The organism is Mycolicibacterium neoaurum, from assembly GCF_036946495.1.
GTDB lineage: Bacteria > Actinomycetota > Actinomycetes > Mycobacteriales > Mycobacteriaceae > Mycobacterium > Mycobacterium neoaurum_B.
This window is the reverse complement of sequence record NZ_JAQIIX010000002.1, coordinates 2,025,635-2,043,839: the sequence shown is the minus strand read 5'-3', so window position 1 is coordinate 2,043,839 and position 18,205 is coordinate 2,025,635. Positions and strand designations below refer to the sequence as shown.

Annotated in this window: 14 protein-coding genes and 1 pseudogene; 4 read left to right on the top strand and 11 right to left on the bottom strand. The window is 65.5% G+C overall.

What is annotated here, in order from left to right:
• Positions 1-2 precede the first annotated feature (2 nt).
• A complete protein-coding gene (locus tag PGN27_RS15125) occupies positions 3-1,043 on the bottom strand; it encodes a 2,3-butanediol dehydrogenase (protein WP_335326845.1) in 1,041 nt (346 codons plus the stop codon).
• Between the two features lie 95 nt (positions 1,044-1,138).
• Between PGN27_RS15125 and PGN27_RS15120 the strand changes: the two genes are divergently transcribed.
• Entirely contained in the window at positions 1,139-2,968 is a 1,830-nt protein-coding gene (locus tag PGN27_RS15120; protein ID WP_335326844.1) for an NAD(P)-binding domain-containing protein, read from the top strand.
• Positions 2,969-3,066: 98 nt separating this feature from the next.
• On the opposite strand, the gene PGN27_RS15115 is transcribed toward PGN27_RS15120, so the two are convergent.
• The 5 genes from PGN27_RS15115 to PGN27_RS15095 all read right to left on the bottom strand — a co-directional run bounded on the left by PGN27_RS15115 (position 3,067) and on the right by PGN27_RS15095 (position 7,895).
• Complete coding sequence (locus PGN27_RS15115) at positions 3,067-3,633, bottom strand: hypothetical protein (protein ID WP_335326843.1); 567 nt, start codon at positions 3,631-3,633, stop codon at positions 3,067-3,069.
• A 103-nt stretch (positions 3,634-3,736) separates the two neighbouring features.
• Positions 3,737-4,171, bottom strand: coding sequence for a DUF5078 domain-containing protein (locus PGN27_RS15110; RefSeq protein ID WP_019514295.1), 435 nt, complete (start codon positions 4,169-4,171; stop codon positions 3,737-3,739).
• A gap of 13 nt (positions 4,172-4,184) precedes the next feature.
• On the bottom strand, positions 4,185-4,514 hold the full coding sequence (locus PGN27_RS15105; protein WP_335326842.1) for a DUF732 domain-containing protein: 330 nt from the start codon (positions 4,512-4,514) through the stop codon (positions 4,185-4,187).
• A gap of 10 nt (positions 4,515-4,524) precedes the next feature.
• Complete coding sequence (locus PGN27_RS15100; protein ID WP_335328738.1) at positions 4,525-7,428, bottom strand: MMPL/RND family transporter; 2,904 nt, start codon at positions 7,426-7,428, stop codon at positions 4,525-4,527.
• A gap of 2 nt (positions 7,429-7,430) precedes the next feature.
• Positions 7,431-7,895: an MmpS family transport accessory protein gene (locus PGN27_RS15095; RefSeq protein ID WP_031601228.1), complete on the bottom strand. Its 465-nt coding sequence runs from the start codon at positions 7,893-7,895 to the stop codon at positions 7,431-7,433.
• 178 nt (positions 7,896-8,073) lie between these two features.
• On the opposite strand from PGN27_RS15095, the gene PGN27_RS15090 reads away from it, so the two are divergent.
• Positions 8,074-8,655: a TetR/AcrR family transcriptional regulator gene (locus PGN27_RS15090; RefSeq protein ID WP_335326841.1), complete on the top strand. Its 582-nt coding sequence runs from the start codon at positions 8,074-8,076 to the stop codon at positions 8,653-8,655.
• Here PGN27_RS15090 and PGN27_RS15085 read toward each other — a convergent pair.
• The gene (locus PGN27_RS15085) at positions 8,629-9,246 is read right to left on the bottom strand and encodes a hypothetical protein (protein WP_335326839.1); all 618 of its coding nucleotides are present in this window, start codon (positions 9,244-9,246) and stop codon (positions 8,629-8,631) included. The genes PGN27_RS15090 and PGN27_RS15085 overlap by 27 nt on opposite strands.
• Before the next feature lie 98 nt (positions 9,247-9,344).
• Positions 9,345-10,838, bottom strand: a complete 1,494-nt coding sequence (locus PGN27_RS15080) for a potassium/proton antiporter (RefSeq protein WP_335326838.1) — start codon at positions 10,836-10,838, stop codon at positions 9,345-9,347.
• Positions 10,839-10,894: 56 nt separating this feature from the next.
• Between PGN27_RS15080 and PGN27_RS15075 the strand changes: the two genes are divergently transcribed.
• Both PGN27_RS15075 and PGN27_RS15070 read left to right on the top strand, forming a co-directional pair.
• On the top strand, positions 10,895-11,560 hold the full coding sequence (locus tag PGN27_RS15075; RefSeq protein WP_335328737.1) for a potassium channel family protein: 666 nt from the start codon (positions 10,895-10,897) through the stop codon (positions 11,558-11,560).
• A 52-nt stretch (positions 11,561-11,612) separates the two neighbouring features.
• Complete coding sequence (locus PGN27_RS15070) at positions 11,613-14,120, top strand: DEAD/DEAH box helicase (protein WP_335326837.1); 2,508 nt, start codon at positions 11,613-11,615, stop codon at positions 14,118-14,120.
• 16 nt (positions 14,121-14,136) lie between these two features.
• Here the strand turns inward: PGN27_RS15070 and PGN27_RS15065 are convergent, their stop codons facing one another.
• The 3 genes and pseudogenes from PGN27_RS15065 to PGN27_RS15055 form a co-directional block, all read right to left on the bottom strand.
• Positions 14,137-15,270, bottom strand: a complete 1,134-nt coding sequence (locus PGN27_RS15065) for a glycoside hydrolase 5 family protein (protein ID WP_335326836.1) — start codon at positions 15,268-15,270, stop codon at positions 14,137-14,139.
• A 172-nt stretch (positions 15,271-15,442) separates the two neighbouring features.
• A pseudogene (locus PGN27_RS15060) lies at positions 15,443-16,622 on the bottom strand (zinc-dependent alcohol dehydrogenase).
• A gap of 45 nt (positions 16,623-16,667) precedes the next feature.
• Positions 16,668-18,164 (bottom strand): FAD-dependent oxidoreductase, encoded by a 1,497-nt coding sequence (locus PGN27_RS15055; protein WP_335326835.1) that lies wholly within the window; start codon positions 18,162-18,164, stop codon positions 16,668-16,670.
• Positions 18,165-18,205 lie beyond the last annotated feature (41 nt).

The window sequence follows — 18,205 nt, the reverse complement described above, 5'->3', positions numbered from 1 at the left end:
CGTCATGGTTGCACCAGTACTTTCATCTTGGTTCCGGCATGCAGGGCCTCGAAGCCCTCGTCGATGACATCGTCGATGCCGATGGCGGTGACCCAGCCGGTGGTGTCGTACGCACCCTCGGCCATCAGACCGATGACGGCCTGGAAATCGGCTGCGGTGTAACACAATGAGCCCTGGATTCGGGACTCGTTCATCACCAGGTTCAGCAATGGGGTGGTCAACGGCTTCTCGTAGATCGCGACGCTCACCATCGCCTTGCGCGCGCCGACGCATGCCAGGGCGGTCTCGACCGCCGGTGCGACACCGGCGGCGTCGTATACCGCGCCCGCGCCATGCCCGTCGGTGCGATCGGCGATGAAGCCCGGCACGTCCAGTACCGTCGGGTCCAGCGTGCGGGCACCGAGCGCCTCGATGGCCGAGCGGCGGGTCGCCGAGGGTTCGACGACGAACACATCCTCGATCCCCTTGCCGCGCAGCGCGAACCAGAGGCCGATCCCGATCGGCCCGGCTCCGAACACCATGGCGGTGCGGTCGGGGTCTGGATCTCCGAGGGTGGCGGCGTGATAGGCCACCGACATCGGTTCGACCAGTGCGCCGAGTTCGAGCGAGACATTGTCGGGCAGCTTGTGCAGCATGTCCGTCGGCACCACCGTGTACTCGGCCATCCCGCCGTCGGACATCAGACCGTGAAATCCGATCTGGGCGCAGATGTTGTACGTGCCGGCCCGGCACGGTCCGCACCGCCCGCAGCGGTAGATCGGTTCGATCGCAACCCGGTCGCCCTCGGCCCATCCGGTGACCCCTTCACCGAGTGCGGTGATGGTCCCGGAGAACTCGTGTCCCATCACGATGGGCAGTTGCGCACCGGTCAACGGGTGCGGCTCGGTCGGCACGAAGATCGGGCCCGCGTAATACTCGTGCAGGTCGGTGCCGCAGATGCCGTTGTAGCCGACCTGCACCTTCACCATTCCCGCTCCGGGATCGGGTTCGGGGACGTCGGTGACGTCCACTTTGTTCGGTCCGTAGTACACAGCTGCTTTCATGCTCACATTCCTATGTGAGCTGGCGCACAGCCGAAAGGGTTGCAGGGGGTTGCAGCCCTTGCGCCAACGAAGGCGGCCCGTGTGAGCTGGCCCACATGACTCAAATGATTGATGCGCCCGCCCCCGTCCGGTCACCGCAGGACCGAGTGGACGCCTGGCTCGCCGATTTCGAGACCGCACTGGCCACCCGCGATATCGACCGCGCCGCGGGCTTGTTCGCCGTCGACAGCTTCTGGCGCGACCTGGTGTCCTTCACCTGGAACCTCAAGACGCTGGAGGGCCGCGAGAGCATCGCCGCGATGCTGACCGAGCGCCTCGACGATACCGATCCCGCCGGGTGGCGTACGCGCGAAGAGCCCACCGAGGATGACGGCGTGGTCACCGCATTCATCGAGTTCGAGACCGGCGCCGGCCGGGGCATCGGCCATCTGCGGTTGCGTGAGGAGGAGGGCACCGACCGCGCCTGGACGCTGCTGACTGCGCTGCAGGAACTCAAGGGACACGAGGAACCCAAGGGAACGCGCCGCGTCATGGGCGCGGTGCACGGCAGCGATCCCGATCCGCGGTCCTGGGCCGAGCGCAAGGCCGCCGAGGACGCCGAGCTGGGCCGCACCGTCCAGCCCTACACGCTGGTGATCGGCGGTGGCCAGGGCGGCATCGCGCTCGGCGCTCGGCTACGTCAACTGGGGGTTCCTGCGATCGTCGTCGACAAGCACGAGCGGCCGGGTGACCAGTGGCGCAAGCGCTACAAGTCGCTGTGCCTGCACGATCCGGTCTGGTACGACCATCTTCCCTACTTGCCGTTCCCGCAGAACTGGCCGGTGTTCGCACCGAAGGACAAGATCGGTGACTGGCTGGAGTTCTACACCAAGGTCATGGAGGTGCCGTACTGGTCGAAGACGACCTGCCTGTCGGCTGCGTTCGACGAGGCCGAACAACGCTGGACGGTCGAGGTCGACCGCGACGGAGAGCGGCTGACACTGCACCCCACCCAGCTGGTGCTGGCCACCGGTATGTCCGGTAAGCCGAATGTGCCTGCGTTCCCCGGCCAGGACGAGTTCCGCGGCGATCAGCACCATTCCTCGGCGCATCCCGGTCCCGATGCCTATGTCGGCAAGAAGGCTGTGGTGATCGGTTCCAACAACTCCGCACACGATATCTGCAAGGCGCTGTACGAGAACGGTGTCGACGTCACCATGGTGCAGCGGTCCTCCACCCATATCGTGAAGTCGGACTCACTGATGGAGATCGGCTTGGGCGCACTGTATTCCGAGCAGGCGCTGGCCGACGGGATGACCACCGAGAAGGCGGACCTGACGTTCGCCTCCCTGCCGTATCGGATCATGCACCAGTTCCAGATCCCGCTGTATGACCAGATGCGTGAGCGCGATAAGGAGTTCTACGACCGCCTGGAAGCCGCTGGCTTCGAATTGGACTGGGGCGACGACGGTTCCGGGCTCTTCATGAAGTACCTACGGCGTGGGTCGGGGTACTACATCGATGTCGGTGCCTGCGATCTGGTCGCCGACGGCAAGATCAAGCTCGCGCACGGTGACGTCGAACGGCTGACCGCGGACTCGGTGATCCTGGCCGATGGCACCGAACTACCGGCCGACGTCGTGGTCTACGCCACCGGGTACGGCTCGATGAACGGCTGGGCGGCCGACCTGATCGGCCAGGACGTCGCCGACAAGGTGGGCAAGGTGTGGGGCCTGGGCAGTGACACCACCAAGGACCCGGGCCCGTGGGAGGGCGAGCAGCGCAACATGTGGAAGCCGACCCAGCAGCCCAACCTCTGGTTCCACGGCGGCAATCTGCATCAGTCGCGGCACTATTCGCTGTATCTGGCACTGCAGCTCAAGGCCCGTTACGAGGGTTTGCCGACCCCGGTGTACGGGTTGCAGGAGGTACACCATCTGTCCTGACCCTCGGCGAGCTGGGGGTACCTCCCGCTTGCGGGGGAGCGCGTATACCCCCAAATGGCAGTGTTTTCAGGGGTATACGCGACTGCTCGCGAGCGGGACTAACAGCCGGCGTCGACGGTGCGGTTCGGCCGGCCCGCACCGTCGACGGCGATGTCGATGATCCCGTCGGACAGCACCGCGCGGATGACACCCGGCCCGGCCCACCCGATTCCGTTGAGCGACACCATATCCGCGTTGACGCAACCGAGGTCGTACTCGCGTGAGAACAGGCCGGCCTCGGTGCGCACCCGTAGCTCCCACACCGGGTCCGGCGCCATGACGGCGCTGCCACGCAGGACGATGAGTTCCATCGCACCGGTGGGGGCGGCCTGTCGGGAATCCACCGTCAGATCGGACTGCAACGCCGTGGCGAACCAGCCGGCGAAGGCGACCACCCCGGCGCCGAGCACGCACAACAGCGCCCCGCCCCAGCGCACCGCCGGTCTGCGCAGTCCCAGCACACAGGCCACGGCGAGCGCCAGACCACCCGCGGCCGCAAATGCCAGTGGGTGAAACAAATAGGGCCGCAACAGATAGAAGCGGTAGAACACGAACCCGCCCACGGCGGCCGCACACAGCAACGCCCCCACGATGGTCAGGATGAGGGCGGCCGGCTGCTTCTGCACGGCCGCCAATCTATCGTGACGATGTCGAGCGTGATTCCGCTGCGGCGATTCGGCGGTCGGGCCGACGAGGTTTCACACCCGGGCGCAAGGGAGAAGGGGCGGGTTACCAGACCCAGACCGACATGTCGTCGGGCGGGTAGTTCTGGCACACCGCGGTCGACGCCGCGACGACGCCCTTGTTGTTGAAGAAGATCTTGGCCCAGTTCGGCCAGTTCCAGGCCAGCTGCTCGTAGAAGGCGTTGGTGGCCGTGTCTTCCGAATACTGGCGGCGACCCGCGTAATCCATGGCGAAGAACCAGTGGATGCGGTCCTGGACGGCGCGGTGCACCTCTGGTGACTTGTTGTTGTAGTCGATCATGTAGCGCTCGTAGTAGACCGGGTTGGTATCACGGGTCGCTGCCAGGATCTGCTCGGCGGTGCACGGGGTCTTGAGGATCTTGCTGGGAATCGGGTACTCGTCGGTGGCGTCGGCGGAGGCGACCGGTGCCAGTGTCAGTGCCGCCGCGGCGGCCAGCGCGGCCAGTGTCAGCTTCTTCATCATCGGTGTTCCCTTACTGGGTGAGCAGGACGCGCTTGTCGGGGCAGTAGTAATTCATCGCGGCGCCGAGGAACTGGTAGGTCTGCTGCGTGCTGGTACCACGGGCCAGTTGGTCGGAGACGAACTTCGCCGAGTCCTGGGCAGTGGCATCGACACCGCGATCGAGGCGTTTGCAGGCGATCTTGCCGATCCAGGCGTTGAAGTCCTTCTGCCCGTAGATGCCGTAAGTGTGCAGTTCCTTGGCGAAGTCGCTGTCCGGGTCGGCCTGCGCGGGCGCGGCCAACACCAGGGACCCGGCCGCCAGTGCCGCGGCCACCACCGCTGTGAATCTCGTCGTCGCCATCACGGACTCCTTACTTCTCCGGTGCGCCGGCCGGCACCGGTTCTGTCGGCGGCGTGGGCCACGGGGACGGCAGTGGCCGTCGGCGGACCTGCTGGGGCCACCAGAACCACTTGCCCATCAGTGCAGCGATCGATGGTGTCATGAAGGCCCGGATCACCAGGGTGTCGAACAGCAGACCCAGTCCGATCGTAGTACCGACCTGTCCCATCACCGTCAGTTCGCTCACCGCCATCGAGATCATCGTGAAGGCGAACACCAGACCGGCGGCCGTCACCACCGAGCCGCTCCCGCCCATGGCGCGGATGATCCCGGTGTTCAGGCCGGCGTGGATTTCCTCCTTGAGCCGGGCCACCAGCAACAGGTTGTAGTCGGCACCCACCGCGAGCAGGATGATCACCGCCATCGGCAGAACCATCCAGTGCAGCGGGATACCGATGATGTGCTGCCAGATCAGCACCGAGATCCCGAATGCCGAACCGAGCGAGATCACGACGGTGCCGACGATCACCGCGGCCGCCACCACACTGCGCGTGATGAGCAACATGATGATGAAGATCAGGGCGATCGAGGCGATCCCGGCGATGATGAGATCCCAGTTCGCGCCGTCCTGCATGTCCTTGTACGTGGCGGCGGTGCCGCCAAGGTAGATCTTGGAGCCCTCCAGCGGGGTGCCCTTGATCGCCTCCTTGGCGGCGTTCTTGATCGCGTCGATTCGGGCGATCCCGGCCGGACTCAACGGATCACCGTCGTGGCTGATGATGAAGCGCACCGCATGCCCGTCCGGGGACAGGAAGTTCTTCATCCCGCGTTTGAAGTCTTCGTTCTCGAAGGTCTCCGGCGGGAGATAGAACGAGTCGTCGTTCTGGGCCGCGTCGAAGGCCTCACCCATCGCCGACGAGTTGTCCTGCATCGCCGACATCTGGTCCTGGATGCCCTTTTGGGTCTGGTACATGGTCAGCATGTAGCGCTGCATGTTCTTCATGGTCGCGATCATCTGCGGCATGAGGACGACCATCTGGGGCATCAGCTCGTTGAGACGCTCCATGTCCGGGATGATCTCTTCGAAGTTGTCGGTCATGACGTCGATACCGTCGAGGGTGTCGAAGATCGACCGGATCGCCCAGCAGCCCGGGATGTTGAAGCAGTGCGGTTCCCAATAGAAGTAATTGCGCATGGGCCGGAAAAAATCGTCGAAATTGGCGATATTGTCCCGCAATTCGGCGATGTCGAGCGACATGGTCTTCATCTTGGCCACCATCGAGGCCGTGGTCTGCGCCATCTGCACGGTGATGGAGTTCATCTTCTCCATGCTCGTGATGGTCGTCTGCATGTCATCGGCCTGCTTGAGCATGTTGGCCATCATGTCCTGCTGGTACTTCTCGTTCATTTTCTGAGTCGTACCCTGCATGCTGATCTGGAACGGGATCGAGGTGTGCTCGATCGGCGTGCCCTGCGGCCGGGTGATGGCCTGTACCCGGCCGACACCCTCGGTACGGAAGATGGCCTTGGCGATCTTGTCGATCACCAGGAAGTCCGCCGAGTTCCGCAGATCGTGATCGCTTTCGACAAGCAGCAGTTCCGGATTCATCCGCGCCTGCGAGAAGTGCCGCTCGGCGGCCGCGTAACCCTCTTGGGCGGGCAGATCCGTAGGCAGGTAGTTGCGGTCGTTGTAGTTGGTCTGATAGCCGGGCAGCGTCAGCAGACCGACCATCGTGATGGCGATGGCGCTCACCAGGATCGGTCCGGGCCAGCGCACGATGGCGGCACCGATCTTGCGCCACCCGCGGGTACGCATGGCGCGCTTGGGCTCCAGGGTCTTGCCGAACCGCGAGGCGATGCTGACGATCGCCGGCCCCAGGGTCAGCGCGGCCAGCACCACGACGATCATGCCGATCGCCAGCGGGATCCCCAGGGTGATGAAGTACGGCATGTTCGTGAAGTGCAGGCAGAACGTCGCACCCGCGATGGTCAGACCCGACCCCATGACGACATGGGCCGTGCCGTGGAACATCGTGTAGTAGGCCGCTTCCCGGTCCTCGCCCTCGGCGCGGGCCTCCTGATAACGGCCGAGCAGAAAGATCGCATAGTCCGTGGATGCGGCGATCGCCAAGGTCACCAGCAGGCCCGTGGCGAAGACCGACAGGCCGATGATCTCGTGGTAGCCCAGGAAGGCCACGACCCCGCGCGCGGCGAGCAGACACATCACCACCATCACGAGGGTGATGATCGTCGTGACGAACGAACGATAGATCAGCAGCAGCATCACGATGATGACCAGGAACGTCAGGCCCTCGATCATCTTCAGACTGCGGTCGGCCGCGATCTGCTGGTCGGCGGCCAACGCCGCGGGGCCGGTGACGAAGACCTTCAGCCCGGGCGGCGGCTGCATACCGTAGACGATGTCCTGGACCTTCTCGATGGACTCGTTGGCCAGCGCCTCACCCTGGTTGCCCGCGGTGTAGACCTGCACGTAGGTGGCTTTGCCGTCGCTGCTCTGCGCGCCGGCGGCGGTCAGCGGGTCGCCCCAGAAATCCTGGACATGCTGGACGTGCTCGGGATCGGCCTCGAGCTTGCCGATCATCTCCTTGTAGAAGTCGCGGTCGGCCTCGTCGAGCTGACGATCTGCCTCCAGCACGATCATGATCGAACTGTCCGAGGTGAACTCGTCGAAGACGGTGCCAACCCGTTTCACGGCGATCACCGACGGCGCATTGGACGGGCTCATCGACACCGACCGCATCTGGCCGACTTCTTCGAGCTGTGGGACGGCCACGTTCAGCAGCCCGATCAGCACCGCCCAGATGATGATGATCGGCACAGCCAGCGTGCGGATCGAGCGGGCGATGCCGTCGCCGCGGTGGCGCGTGGCGACCGGGATGGCGTCGGTACGGGGTTCGCCACCGCCGTCGGTCATGGTCATGCCGACTTCACCAGGCAGTAGGTGTGCGCGCCGACGCCGTTGACCGTGCGTTCGTCCTTCACCTCGTCGTCGACGGTGATCCGGCAGGACAGCGTGCTGCCGTCACCTTGACCCGAGATCGTCGGGAACACCGACGGGGCAGTGGTACTCAACGTGATCTCCCAGGGCAGGGTGACGTTGTCCGCGCGTACCGGCTTGGCGTCCAGGTCCATGTAGTTGACGTTGGCCGTGGCGCCGGGCTCACCCCAGACCTCGTACTTGACGACCTTGGGGTCGAACGGCTCGGAGTCGTCGGCGGCACTGTTCTCGGTGGACACATATCCCGGCCCGGTGCCGAAGAACGTCCGCACGCGCATCACCGTGAACGTACTGACGAACACCACCGCGAGGATCACCAGCGGGATCCAGATCTTCTTCAGCACGTTCACTGCTGAGATGCCATTCGCTCTGTGACCTTTCATACCGCGTGGGGCCCACGCCCGGACGCCGGTCAGAGTAGCCTTGTCCGACTGCGGTCAGGTTAGCCATGCGGCTAAGCTTCTACAAGTCGCACGGCTAGAAAATGTGACGAGCGCTACTCATCTGCCGCAACGCTGGAAGCGACATGCCAGAGTGTCCGGGGAAAGGAGGAGGTGCCCAGTGGCCAAGCCGGTATCGCAGCGCGGGTTCGCGCGCGAGCGGGTCATCGAGGCCGCGCTGCACCTCTTCGCCGAGCGGGGCGTCAACGGCACCTCGCTACAGATGATCGCCGATCACCTCGGCGTCCGGAAAGCCGCGATCTACTACCAGTTCCAGACCAAGGACGACATCGTGCTGGCGGTGGTGCGCCCGGTGTTCGACGATATGGAGCGCCTGGTCCGCATCGCCGAGTCGATTCCCTCGGCGGAATCCCGGCGCGATGCCGCGATCAGCGGGTTCGTCGAACTCGCCGTCCGGCACCGCCGCATCGGATCGATGTTCTACGGCGACCCGGCCGTGTTGACGCTGGTGCAGTCCCACCGTGAGTTCGAGGAGATCACCGAGAGTCTGCGCGAGTTGCTGATCGGTACCACCCACGACGCCGAAACTCGGGTGACCATCGGGATGATCACGTCGGGCATCTTCGGCAGCACCGCCGAACCGCGCCTACAGGACATCGCCGATGCGGACCTGCACCGGATCCTGCTGGACTGTGCACAGCGGATGATGCAGTCGTCACGACCCGCTGAAAATCTCACCTAGCTGCCCGCCGACCTCCGCGGGTCCCGGTGGCGGCAGCGGCGTCGTCACCGTGACCGTCGTCGTAGGCCGGGTGGTCGCCGTCGTGGTGGGGGCCGACGATGTTGCTGTGGAGGACGTTGCTGTGGAGGACGTCGGTGTCGACGACGTGGATGTGGACGTCGATGTGGATTCCGACGACGAGCTTCCCGAGGTACCGGGCTCGTGCACATCGATCAGCGGCTCTTCCCGGATGACATCGTCGCCGATGCTGAACACCAGCGACTCCGGTGTCACGGTGTAGGACTGTCCCTCGTTGAAGGCCACGTACCCGGTACCGGACCGGGTGGCCGAGAGCACCAGTCGCGCACCGTCACGCACCCGGACTCCGCGGTAGTCGAAGCCACCATCGGGATCGGCACAGATGGCCACCCGAGAGGTCTCGGTGGCGCCGAAGATCACCGCGGTGTCAGGGGAAGCGCAGCGCGCGAACGAACCGAGGTAACCCTGGTCGTCGGATTCGGGAGCGGCGCCGGCCGAACCGGAGAACACCAGCAGCGCGGCACCGGCCACCGCTGCGGCGGCGGACAGGTGAAGAACGGGCGTGGCGGACATCGACTCCAGCTGACCATGCACAGGCACACTTGGGCCACCCGACGCGCCGTCGGCGAGCGTAATTGACGCCTACAGACGGCATCGGGTCCGCAGATCGGCTACTGCTCGCCGTATTCGTCGAACCAGTGGGCCAGCTTGCCCCGGCGGGAAACGGCGCGCAGCCGCGCCTCGGCGGCCGCGCGCACCTTCGCGGTGGTGACGATGAGCAGTTCGTCGCCCGCGGCGATGCGGGTGTCCGGAAGTGGGACAAAGGTGTTGCCGTCCCTGATGATCAGGGTGATCACGGCCGGATCGGGCAACCGTAGCTCCAGGATGCTGACATTGTGCAGACGCGACGGTGACTGCACGGTCATCGTCAGCAGCTCCGCGTCGAGAACGTCCAGGGGGGCGGCCTCGACCTGGATCTCGCGGGTGGCGCCGGAATCGGTGAGCCCCAGCAGCCGGGCGACCAGGTGCAGGCTGGGCGCCTGGATCAGGGTGAAGATCACCACCAGAACGAACACGATGTTGAGCAATCGCGAGCTGCCGGAGACTCCCGCGACGATCGGGAAGGTCGCCAGCACGATCGGCACCGCGCCGCGCAACCCCGCCCAGGACAGGAAGAGCTGCTCGCGCAGCGGGATGCCGAAGCCCACCAGTGAGGCGGCCACCGAGACCGGTCGGGCCACCAACAACAAGATCAGGCCGGTCACGATGGCCGGTAGCAGATCCCGGCCCAACTCGCTGGGATCGACCAGCAGACCCAGCAGTACGAACAACCCGATCTGAGCCAACCAACCGAGACCCTCGGCGAAGGACCTCGTCGTCGACCGGTGCGGGAGGCCGGAATTGGCGAGCACGACCGCAGCCAGGTAAGCGGCCAGGAAACCGCTGGCATGCACGCTACCTGCGGCGGCGAAGGCGACCACGCCCAATCCGAAGGTGGCGATCGGGTACAACCCGGACGCCGGCAACGCCATGCGGCGCAATGTCACTGCGCCGACGAAGCCGGTGGCGAGCCCGATCGCCGCGCCTGCGACGAGTTCGAAGACGATCTCCCACAGTGTCCCGCCCGGTTCGAAGACGAACGGCACGACGCTGAACATCAGCACCAGGATCACCGCGGGGGCATCGTTGAATCCAGACTCGGCCTCCAAAAGGCCGGCCAACCTGCGGGGCAGCGGTAGGACGCGCAGTACCGAGAACACTGCGGCCGCATCGGTGGAGGACACGATCGCCCCGAGCAGCAGTGCCAGCTGCCAATCGAAGCCGAGCAGGAAATGGGCTCCGGCCGCCGTGAGCGCCGTGCTGACGACGACCCCGACCGTGGCGAGCGCGGCGGCGGGTGCCAACACCTTTCGGATATCGGCGAATCGGGTGGTCAACCCGCCCTCGACGAGGATCACCGCCAGGGCCGCGGTGCAGATGTTGCGCGCGGCCTCGACGCTGTCGAACTCCAGGCCGAGCCCGTCCTCGCCGAGCACCACGCCCACCAGCAGGAAAAACAGCAGGGCCGGGAAGCCGACACGGGTGGCCACCCGGGTGCCGACGATGCTCGCCAGCAGCACCAGACCACCGATCAGCAGCGCCAGGTACAGCTCGTGCAGCGTCATTTCACCCCCGCCCCCTTACTGCGATAAGTCAAACTAGCGGGGTGGCAGCACGCAAGATGCGGATCGGGGTGGCCGGTGCCGGCAACGTCGGTCGATCCGTGGCGGGCGAGCTCGCCGGATACGGGCACAAGGTGTTGTTGATCGAGCGGGAGCGACGCCGATTCGAACCGGATTCGGTGCCTGCCGCGGACTGGTTGCTCGGGGACTCCTGTGAGCTGTCCACGCTGGAGGAGGCCGGAGTCCACACCTGCGATGTGGTCATCGCCGCGACCGGTGACGACAAGGCCAACCTCGTCATCGGATTGCTGACCAAGACGGAGTTCGGCGTGCCACGGGTGGTGGCCAGGATCAACGATGTCGATAATCAGTGGCTGTTCGGTCCCGCATGGGGTGTCGATGTCGCGGTATCGACACCCGGCGCCCTCGTCGCCGCCGTCGAGGGCGCCATCGACGTGGGACACCTCGTTCGCCTGATGGGCCTGCGCGAAGGCCGCGCGGCGCTGACGAAAATCACACTGCCCCAGCTCGATCCGTTGGTCGGATGTCGGGTCGACCAGTTGGACCTCCCGGTGAACACCGCGCTCGTCACGCTGGTGCGGGCAGGCACCGTGCTGGTGCCGCAACCCGACGATGTGTTCGTCGCGGGCGATGAGCTGTTGTTGATCGCCGACAGCACGGTGGCCTGGCCCGGGGACAACCCGACGATGCGTCTGCCCAGCTGACCGGGTCCCCGGCACCGACGTCGCGGCCGCGTCGGGCAGGCTGGTGGTCGATATGACTGCCGCTCCACTTTCACCCGACCCGGATGCCGACCCCGATGCGCTGTTCATCGCGTTCGGCGAGTGGGCCGCGGGCAACGGCACCGAGCTCTATCCCGCGCAGGAGGAGGCGCTGATCGAGCTGGTCTCCGGGAGCAACGTGGTGTTGGCGACGCCGACCGGATCGGGTAAGTCACTGGTCGCCACCGGCGCCATCTACGCCGCGTTGGCCGGCGACCGGGTCAGCTTCTACACCGCCCCGATCAAGGCCCTGGTCAGTGAGAAATTCTTCGCCCTGTGCGATGTGTTCGGGGCGGACAATGTCGGCATGCTGACCGGGGACGCGGCGGTCAACGCCGATGCCCCGATCATCGCCTGCACCGCGGAGATCTTGGCCAATGTCGCGCTGCGGGAAGGCAGCGATGCCGATATCGGTCTGGTGGTGATGGACGAGTTCCATTTCTACGGTGATCCCGACCGCGGCTGGGCCTGGCAGGTTCCGCTGCTGGAGTTGCCGAGGGCACAGTTCCTGCTGATGTCCGCCACTCTCGGTGATGTCACATCCCTGCGCGAGGACCTCACCCGCCGCACCGGTCGACCCACCGCGCTGGTCACCGGCGCCGAGCGTCCGGTGCCGTTGTTCTACTCCTACGCCACCACGCCGATGCACGAGACGATCGGCGAATTGCTGGACACCCGGCAGTCACCGATCTACGTGGTGCACTTCACCCAGGCCTCGGCGCTGGAACGGGCCCAGGCCCTGATGAGCGTCAACGTATCCAGCAAACAGGAAAAGGCCGCCATCGCCGAACACATCGGCGCGTTCCGGTTCTCCACGTCATTCGGGTCGACACTGTCTCGGCTGGTGCGCCACGGTATCGGCGTCCATCACGCGGGCATGCTGCCGAAATACCGCCGCCTGGTCGAACAACTCGCCCAGGCGGGCTTGTTGAAGGTCATCTGCGGTACCGACACCCTGGGGGTGGGGATCAACGTGCCCATCCGCACGGTGGTGTTCTCGGCGCTGTCGAAATACGACGGCACCCGCACCCGGTTGCTCAACGCCCGCGAGTTCCATCAGATCGCCGGGCGTGCAGGGCGTGCCGGATTCGACACGATCGGCAACGTCGTGGTGCAGGCGCCCGAGCACGAGGTGGAGAACCTCAAACAGTTCGCCAAGGTAGCCGACGATCCCAAGAAGCGACGAAAGCTGGTACGTCGCAAGGTTCCCGAGGGGATGGTGCCGTGGAGCGAGAAGACCATGACCCGACTCGTCGAGGCCACTCCCGAAGCGCTCACCAGCAGCATGCGGGTCTCGACGGCCATGGTGCTCGATATCGTCGACAGGCCCGGGGATCCGTTCACCGCGATGCGCCGGTTGCTCACCGACAATCACGAACCGCGTAAGCGGCAGCTCAAACTGATCCGCGAGACGCTGGGCATCGCCCGTTCCCTGCTACAGGCCGGGATCGTGCAGCGCCTCGACACCCCGGAGCCCGACGGGCGGCGCTACCGGTTGACCGTGGATCTCCCGGCCGACTTCGCGTTGAACCAGCCGCTGTCCACCTTCGCACTCGCGGCGGTCGACGTACTGGACGCCAGCGCCGAAACCTATGCCCTGGATGTGGTTTCGGTGATCGAGGCGACACTGGAGGATCCCCGCCAGATCCTGGCCGCACAGCTGAAGAAGGCCAGGGGCGAGGCGGTCGCGGCCATGAAGGCCGAGGGCATCGAGTACGACGAGCGCATCGAATTGCTCGACGATATCAGCTATCCGAAGCCGCTGGCCGAATTGTTGGAGCACACGTTCGCGGTGTACCTGCAGACCAATCCATGGGCCGCCGACGGCGCGCTGTCGCCGAAGTCCGTGGTCCGCGAGATGTGGGAAAAGGCCATGACGTTCCGGGAATACGTCAGCCAGTACGGCCTGACAAGATCCGAGGGAGCGGTGTTGCGCTACCTGTCGGATGCGTTCAAGGCGCTGCGCTCCGGCGTACCGACGGCGGCGCGCACCGAAGAGGTCAACGATATCGTCGAGTGGCTCGGTGAGCTTGTCCGCCAGGTCGATTCAAGCCTGCTCGACGAGTGGGAGCAGCTGACAAGCCCCGATCTTCCCCATGACATCCCGGTGGCGGTACCGGCCCGCCCGCGTCCGCTGACCGGCAACGATCGCGCCTTCACCGCCATGGTGCGCAATGCCCTCTTCCGGCGTGTGGAGCTGTTCGCGCGGCGACGCTGGGCCGAACTCGGCGAACTCGACGCCGGTTCCGGTTGGAACGTCGAGCGCTGGGCGGACGCCGGTGCGGATTATTTCGACGAGCACGACGATGTGGGCATCGGCCCGGATGCGCGTGGACCGGCCATGGTCATCATCGACCGCCAACCTGGCCGATGGGAGGTGCGCCAGATACTGGATGACCCGGCGCGCGAACATGATTGGGCGATGGTCGCCGAGATCGACCTGGCCGCCTCCGACGAGGAGGGGGCAGCGGTGGTCCGCCTGATCAGCGTGGGCGCGGACTAGTTGTCTGCACCGGAGTTCACGGCGATCCGGTGAGGCTGCGCAGCGTGTCGACCTCCCGCGGCCGGTATGGCCGACCGTCGTCGAAGATCAGATCGTGGAACCACTCCCGGGGCGGGTCGAGATAGGGCTTGTCCCAGGAGTCCCACGGCAGGTAGGTCTGCGTCTTACCCGCCACGAGGCCCCAGGTGTACGCGCCGACGTGCCGCCGCTTCGCCACCGGAAGCACTCCCTCGATGGTGCTGCCCTCGGTGCGCGCCAGGTATTCGGTACACATCATCGGCCTGCCCCACGGCTGGAGTTCCTCGATGCGGCGCTCGAATCCGGCGGGGTTGTCGTAGCTGTGGAAACTCAGCACATCGGCGAGATCCAACTGTATGGACGCCATCTCGCTACGGCGCGCGGCGTCGCGCCATTCGCCTTCCCAGACACCGGTGGTCAGCGGTTGAACCGGATCCACCGTGCGCGCCCACCGGAACACCTGCGGCAGCAGATCGGCCACCAGTTCGGGCTTGTCCTTGCGTTCGGTCTTGGCATAGACCGCGGCGGGATTGTCCGGCTCGTTCCACAGATCCCAGCCCAGGACCCGTTCGTCGTTGCGGAACTGACCGATCACCCGAACGACATACTCCTGGAGCACCTGGCGGTAGCGCCGGTCATCGAGGCGTTCGGCGCCGGGGCTCTGCACCCAACCGGAGTTGTGCACCCCGCGCCGGGGTGCGCGTTGCGGCCCACTGCGCGGCAACGGATCCCAACACGAATCGAAAAGGACCAACAGCGGCCGGATACCGTGCTTGGCCGCGATATCGACGAACTGGCCGAGGCGGCGGTGGAATCCGACCCGATCCCGCGTCCACAGCTGATCGTGCAGGAAGACCCGCACCGTGTTCAATCCGATCGAGCGGGCCATCCGCAGCTCGTTGTCGATACGTGCCGCATCGAATGTCTCGGCCTGAAACATCTCCAGCTGGTTGATGGCATTCGAGGTGATGTAGTTTGCGCCGACCAACCAGCCCTGTGCGCGAAACCAGCGGTGCGCACGATCGTTGGACCAGCGGCCCGGCACTGCTGCCGAGGCGGTGGGCGTCGCCGACAGGGCCGCAACCGCAGGTGCCGCGAGTAACGGAGCCTTGAGCAGTGTTCTGCGGCGCACCGTTCGTTCTGACCGAATACGGTTGGTGTGTCTCAGATCACGTACCAAGTTGTCGTCCTTCGATTTCGCAGTGGTCATCGATCCCCCGGACAGCCGTACGGTACCCACATCGGCACCGGCGTACACAAATCGACCCGGCGCCGAGTGCGCCGGGTCGATGCGTTGTCACTGCTCAGGGCGTGAGTATCACCTTCACCGCGCCATCGGCTTTGCGCTGGAAAATGTCATAGGCGTGCGGCGCCTGATCGAGCGGCAGCACGTGGGTGGCAAAGGTGTCGACGCCGAGCGGGTCGTCGTCGCCGAGAAGCGGCATGATGTCGTCCACCCACTTCTTGACATTGGCCTGGCCCATGCGAAGCTGGACCTGCTTGTCGAACAACGTCAGCATCGGGAGCGGGTCCGCCATACCGCCGTACACACCGATCAGCGATATCGTTCCACCGCGGCGGACGATGTCTATCGCGGAGTAGAGCGCGTCCAGCCGATCGACACCCGCCTTCTCCAGCAGTGGCTTGGCCAGGGCATCCGGCAGCAACCCGCTGACCTGTTGTGCCACTTTGGCTATCGGCGAGCCGTGCGCTTCCATACCGACGGCGTCGATCACCGAGTCGGTACCCGCGACCACCGGTCAGCTCCCGGATGGCTTCACCCAGATCCGGGTTCTGGTCGAGGTCGAGAGTGCGCAGCCCACGCTGTTGAGCCCGCGCGAGACGTTCGGGTACCCGATCGACTGCGATGACGTCATATCCCAGGTGGGCGGCGATGCGGGCGGCCATATCGCCGATGGGCCCCAACCCGAGCACGGTTACCGAACCACCCTCGGGAATTCCGGCATACGTTACCGCCTGCCAGGCGGTCGGCAGGACATCGGACAGGTACACGAACCGCGAGTCCGGCGGGCCCTCGGGCACCTTGATGTGGGTGAACTGTGCCTGCGGCACTCTGAGCAGTTCGGCCTGGCCCCCCGGCACCTGGCCGTAAAGCTCTGAATATCCGAAAAGTGCCGCCCCCATACCGTGTTCGCGTACCTGGGTTGTCTCACACTGTGTGTAGAGGTCGAGATCGCACATGTAGCAGGAGCCGCACGAGATCTGGAACGGCACCACCACCCGGTCACCGACCTCGAGGTTGGTGACATCGGCACCGACCTCCCGAACGATTCCCATCGGTTCGTGGCCGAGGATGTCACCCGGATTCATGAAGGCACCCAACACCTCGTAGAGGTGCAGATCGGAGCCGCAGATATTGGTGGAGGTGACCTCGATAATCGCATCGGTCGGCTGTTCGATCTTGGGGTCGGGTACCTGCTCGACCCGAACATCGCGTTTTCCTTGCCAGGTGACAGCTTTCATGCAACAGGCGATACCCGGGAGCCAACGTCCGAAACGGAGCGGTTCTCAGGGGTTCTCGTGAGCTGTCAGGCCGCGGGTGGCCGGTCCTTCGAGCAGGGTTCCGTCTGGAGCGAACCGGGATCCGTGCAGGGGGCATTCCCATGCGCAGTCGGCGTCGTTCCAGGACACGATGCCGCCGAGGTGCGGGCACACCGGCGAGACCGTCCGCCGGACCCCGTCGAGGACGCTGTCGGCGTGCAGACGCCACGGCGGTCCGGTCACCACGCCTTGCCCCTCGTCTGGCTCGGCATGCCGGGTAGCGGGTTCGACCCACCCCTTGGCCAGGTGATAGCCCACCGAGAGATTGTGCTTCAGCGCGGTCGACAGTCCGGTCAGCTCATGCGGGCTCCACGCGGCGAATGCGCTGGTCCACGGCATATGCCCACCGAGGATCTGGCCGGACAGAGCAAGCGCCGCGGCGATACCGTTCGTCATACCCCATTTGTCGAATCCGGTGGCGACCCAGATATGCCGGCTGCCGGGAAGAATGGGCCCCGCATAGGGCAATTCGTCGATCGGTGAATAGTCCTGCGCAGACCAGTAGTGCGTTTGCACGGCGCCCGGGAAGTGTTGTTTGGCCCAGTGCACCAGCTCGCTCACACCACCGGCCGCGTCGCGGACCCTGCCGACGGTATGGCTGCCGCCGCCGACGATGAGCAGATCCCCGGTGGGGGTCGGGGCGTAGCGCACCGATCGGGACGGAGAGTCGGTGGACAGGAACATGGAACGGGTGATGTCACCGGGCACATCGAAAGCGACACAATAGGATCTGTGTGGACTGACCTTGGCGAAGAAGCCGCCCCGATCCAGAATCGGGACGCCGGTCGCCAGAATGCAGTGCCCAGCGGTCACCGTCGAGGATTCACCGTCTCGGTCGATGCGCAGCCGGACCGGGCTTCCCACCGACACCGACCCCACCCGCGCACCCTGGACCAGCCTGCCACCATGCCGCTGCAGCTCGACGACGAAGCTGTCCAGCAGCGGTATGGGATCAATCTGGGCCTGCTCCGGCAACCGCACCCCACCGGCGAACGGGAAGGGTACATCGGCGTGGTCGACCCATTCCGCCGGTAGCCCGGCGGCTTGGCAGGCGGCGAGTTCAGCTCGGGCCGAGTCGATTCCGCCTTCGAATTGCGCGTAGGTGTAGGCGTCCTCGCGCTGCACGCTGAGACCGTGAGCGTCCATGTAGTGCAGTAGCCAGTCGCGTCCCTCGGTGTTGCCCTCGACATAGTCGCGAAGCACCTGTTCGTCGTGTTGCGACCTGATCCTGGACAGCTTGGTGCCCTGCAGGAGGCTGACCTTGCCGGTGGTGTTGCCGGTCGTGGCGGCCCCGACATGGCGGGCTTCGAGCACCACGACCTTCTTACCGGCCCGCGCCAACAACAACGCGGTGGCCAGGCCGGTGATACCGGCGCCGACCACCGCGACGTCGAACGTGTCGTCTTCCAGAAGAGAGTTCGGATCGACGGCCTCATTGCGGCCGTCCAGCCATAGCGATGTCATCGGGCCGCGATACCCGATGACGGGGGGCGCAAACGCCGTTG

Coding starts and splice junctions, on each gene's coding strand:
- PGN27_RS15070 (WP_335326837.1), top strand. CDS start 11,613: ATGACTGCCGCTCCACTTTCACCCGACCCGGATGCCGACCCCGATGCG.
- PGN27_RS15110 (WP_019514295.1), bottom strand. CDS start 4,171: ATGAAGAAGCTGACACTGGCCGCGCTGGCCGCCGCGGCGGCACTGACA.
- PGN27_RS15100 (WP_335328738.1), bottom strand. CDS start 7,428: ATGACCGACGGCGGTGGCGAACCCCGTACCGACGCCATCCCGGTCGCC.
- PGN27_RS15055 (WP_335326835.1), bottom strand. CDS start 18,164: ATGACATCGCTATGGCTGGACGGCCGCAATGAGGCCGTCGATCCGAAC.
- PGN27_RS15125 (WP_335326845.1), bottom strand. CDS start 1,043: ATGAAAGCAGCTGTGTACTACGGACCGAACAAAGTGGACGTCACCGAC.
- PGN27_RS15085 (WP_335326839.1), bottom strand. CDS start 9,246: ATGTCCGCCACGCCCGTTCTTCACCTGTCCGCCGCCGCAGCGGTGGCC.
- PGN27_RS15075 (WP_335328737.1), top strand. CDS start 10,895: ATGCGGATCGGGGTGGCCGGTGCCGGCAACGTCGGTCGATCCGTGGCG.
- PGN27_RS15080 (WP_335326838.1), bottom strand. CDS start 10,838: ATGACGCTGCACGAGCTGTACCTGGCGCTGCTGATCGGTGGTCTGGTG.
- PGN27_RS15120 (WP_335326844.1), top strand. CDS start 1,139: ATGACTCAAATGATTGATGCGCCCGCCCCCGTCCGGTCACCGCAGGAC.
- PGN27_RS15095 (WP_031601228.1), bottom strand. CDS start 7,895: ATGAAAGGTCACAGAGCGAATGGCATCTCAGCAGTGAACGTGCTGAAG.
- PGN27_RS15105 (WP_335326842.1), bottom strand. CDS start 4,514: ATGGCGACGACGAGATTCACAGCGGTGGTGGCCGCGGCACTGGCGGCC.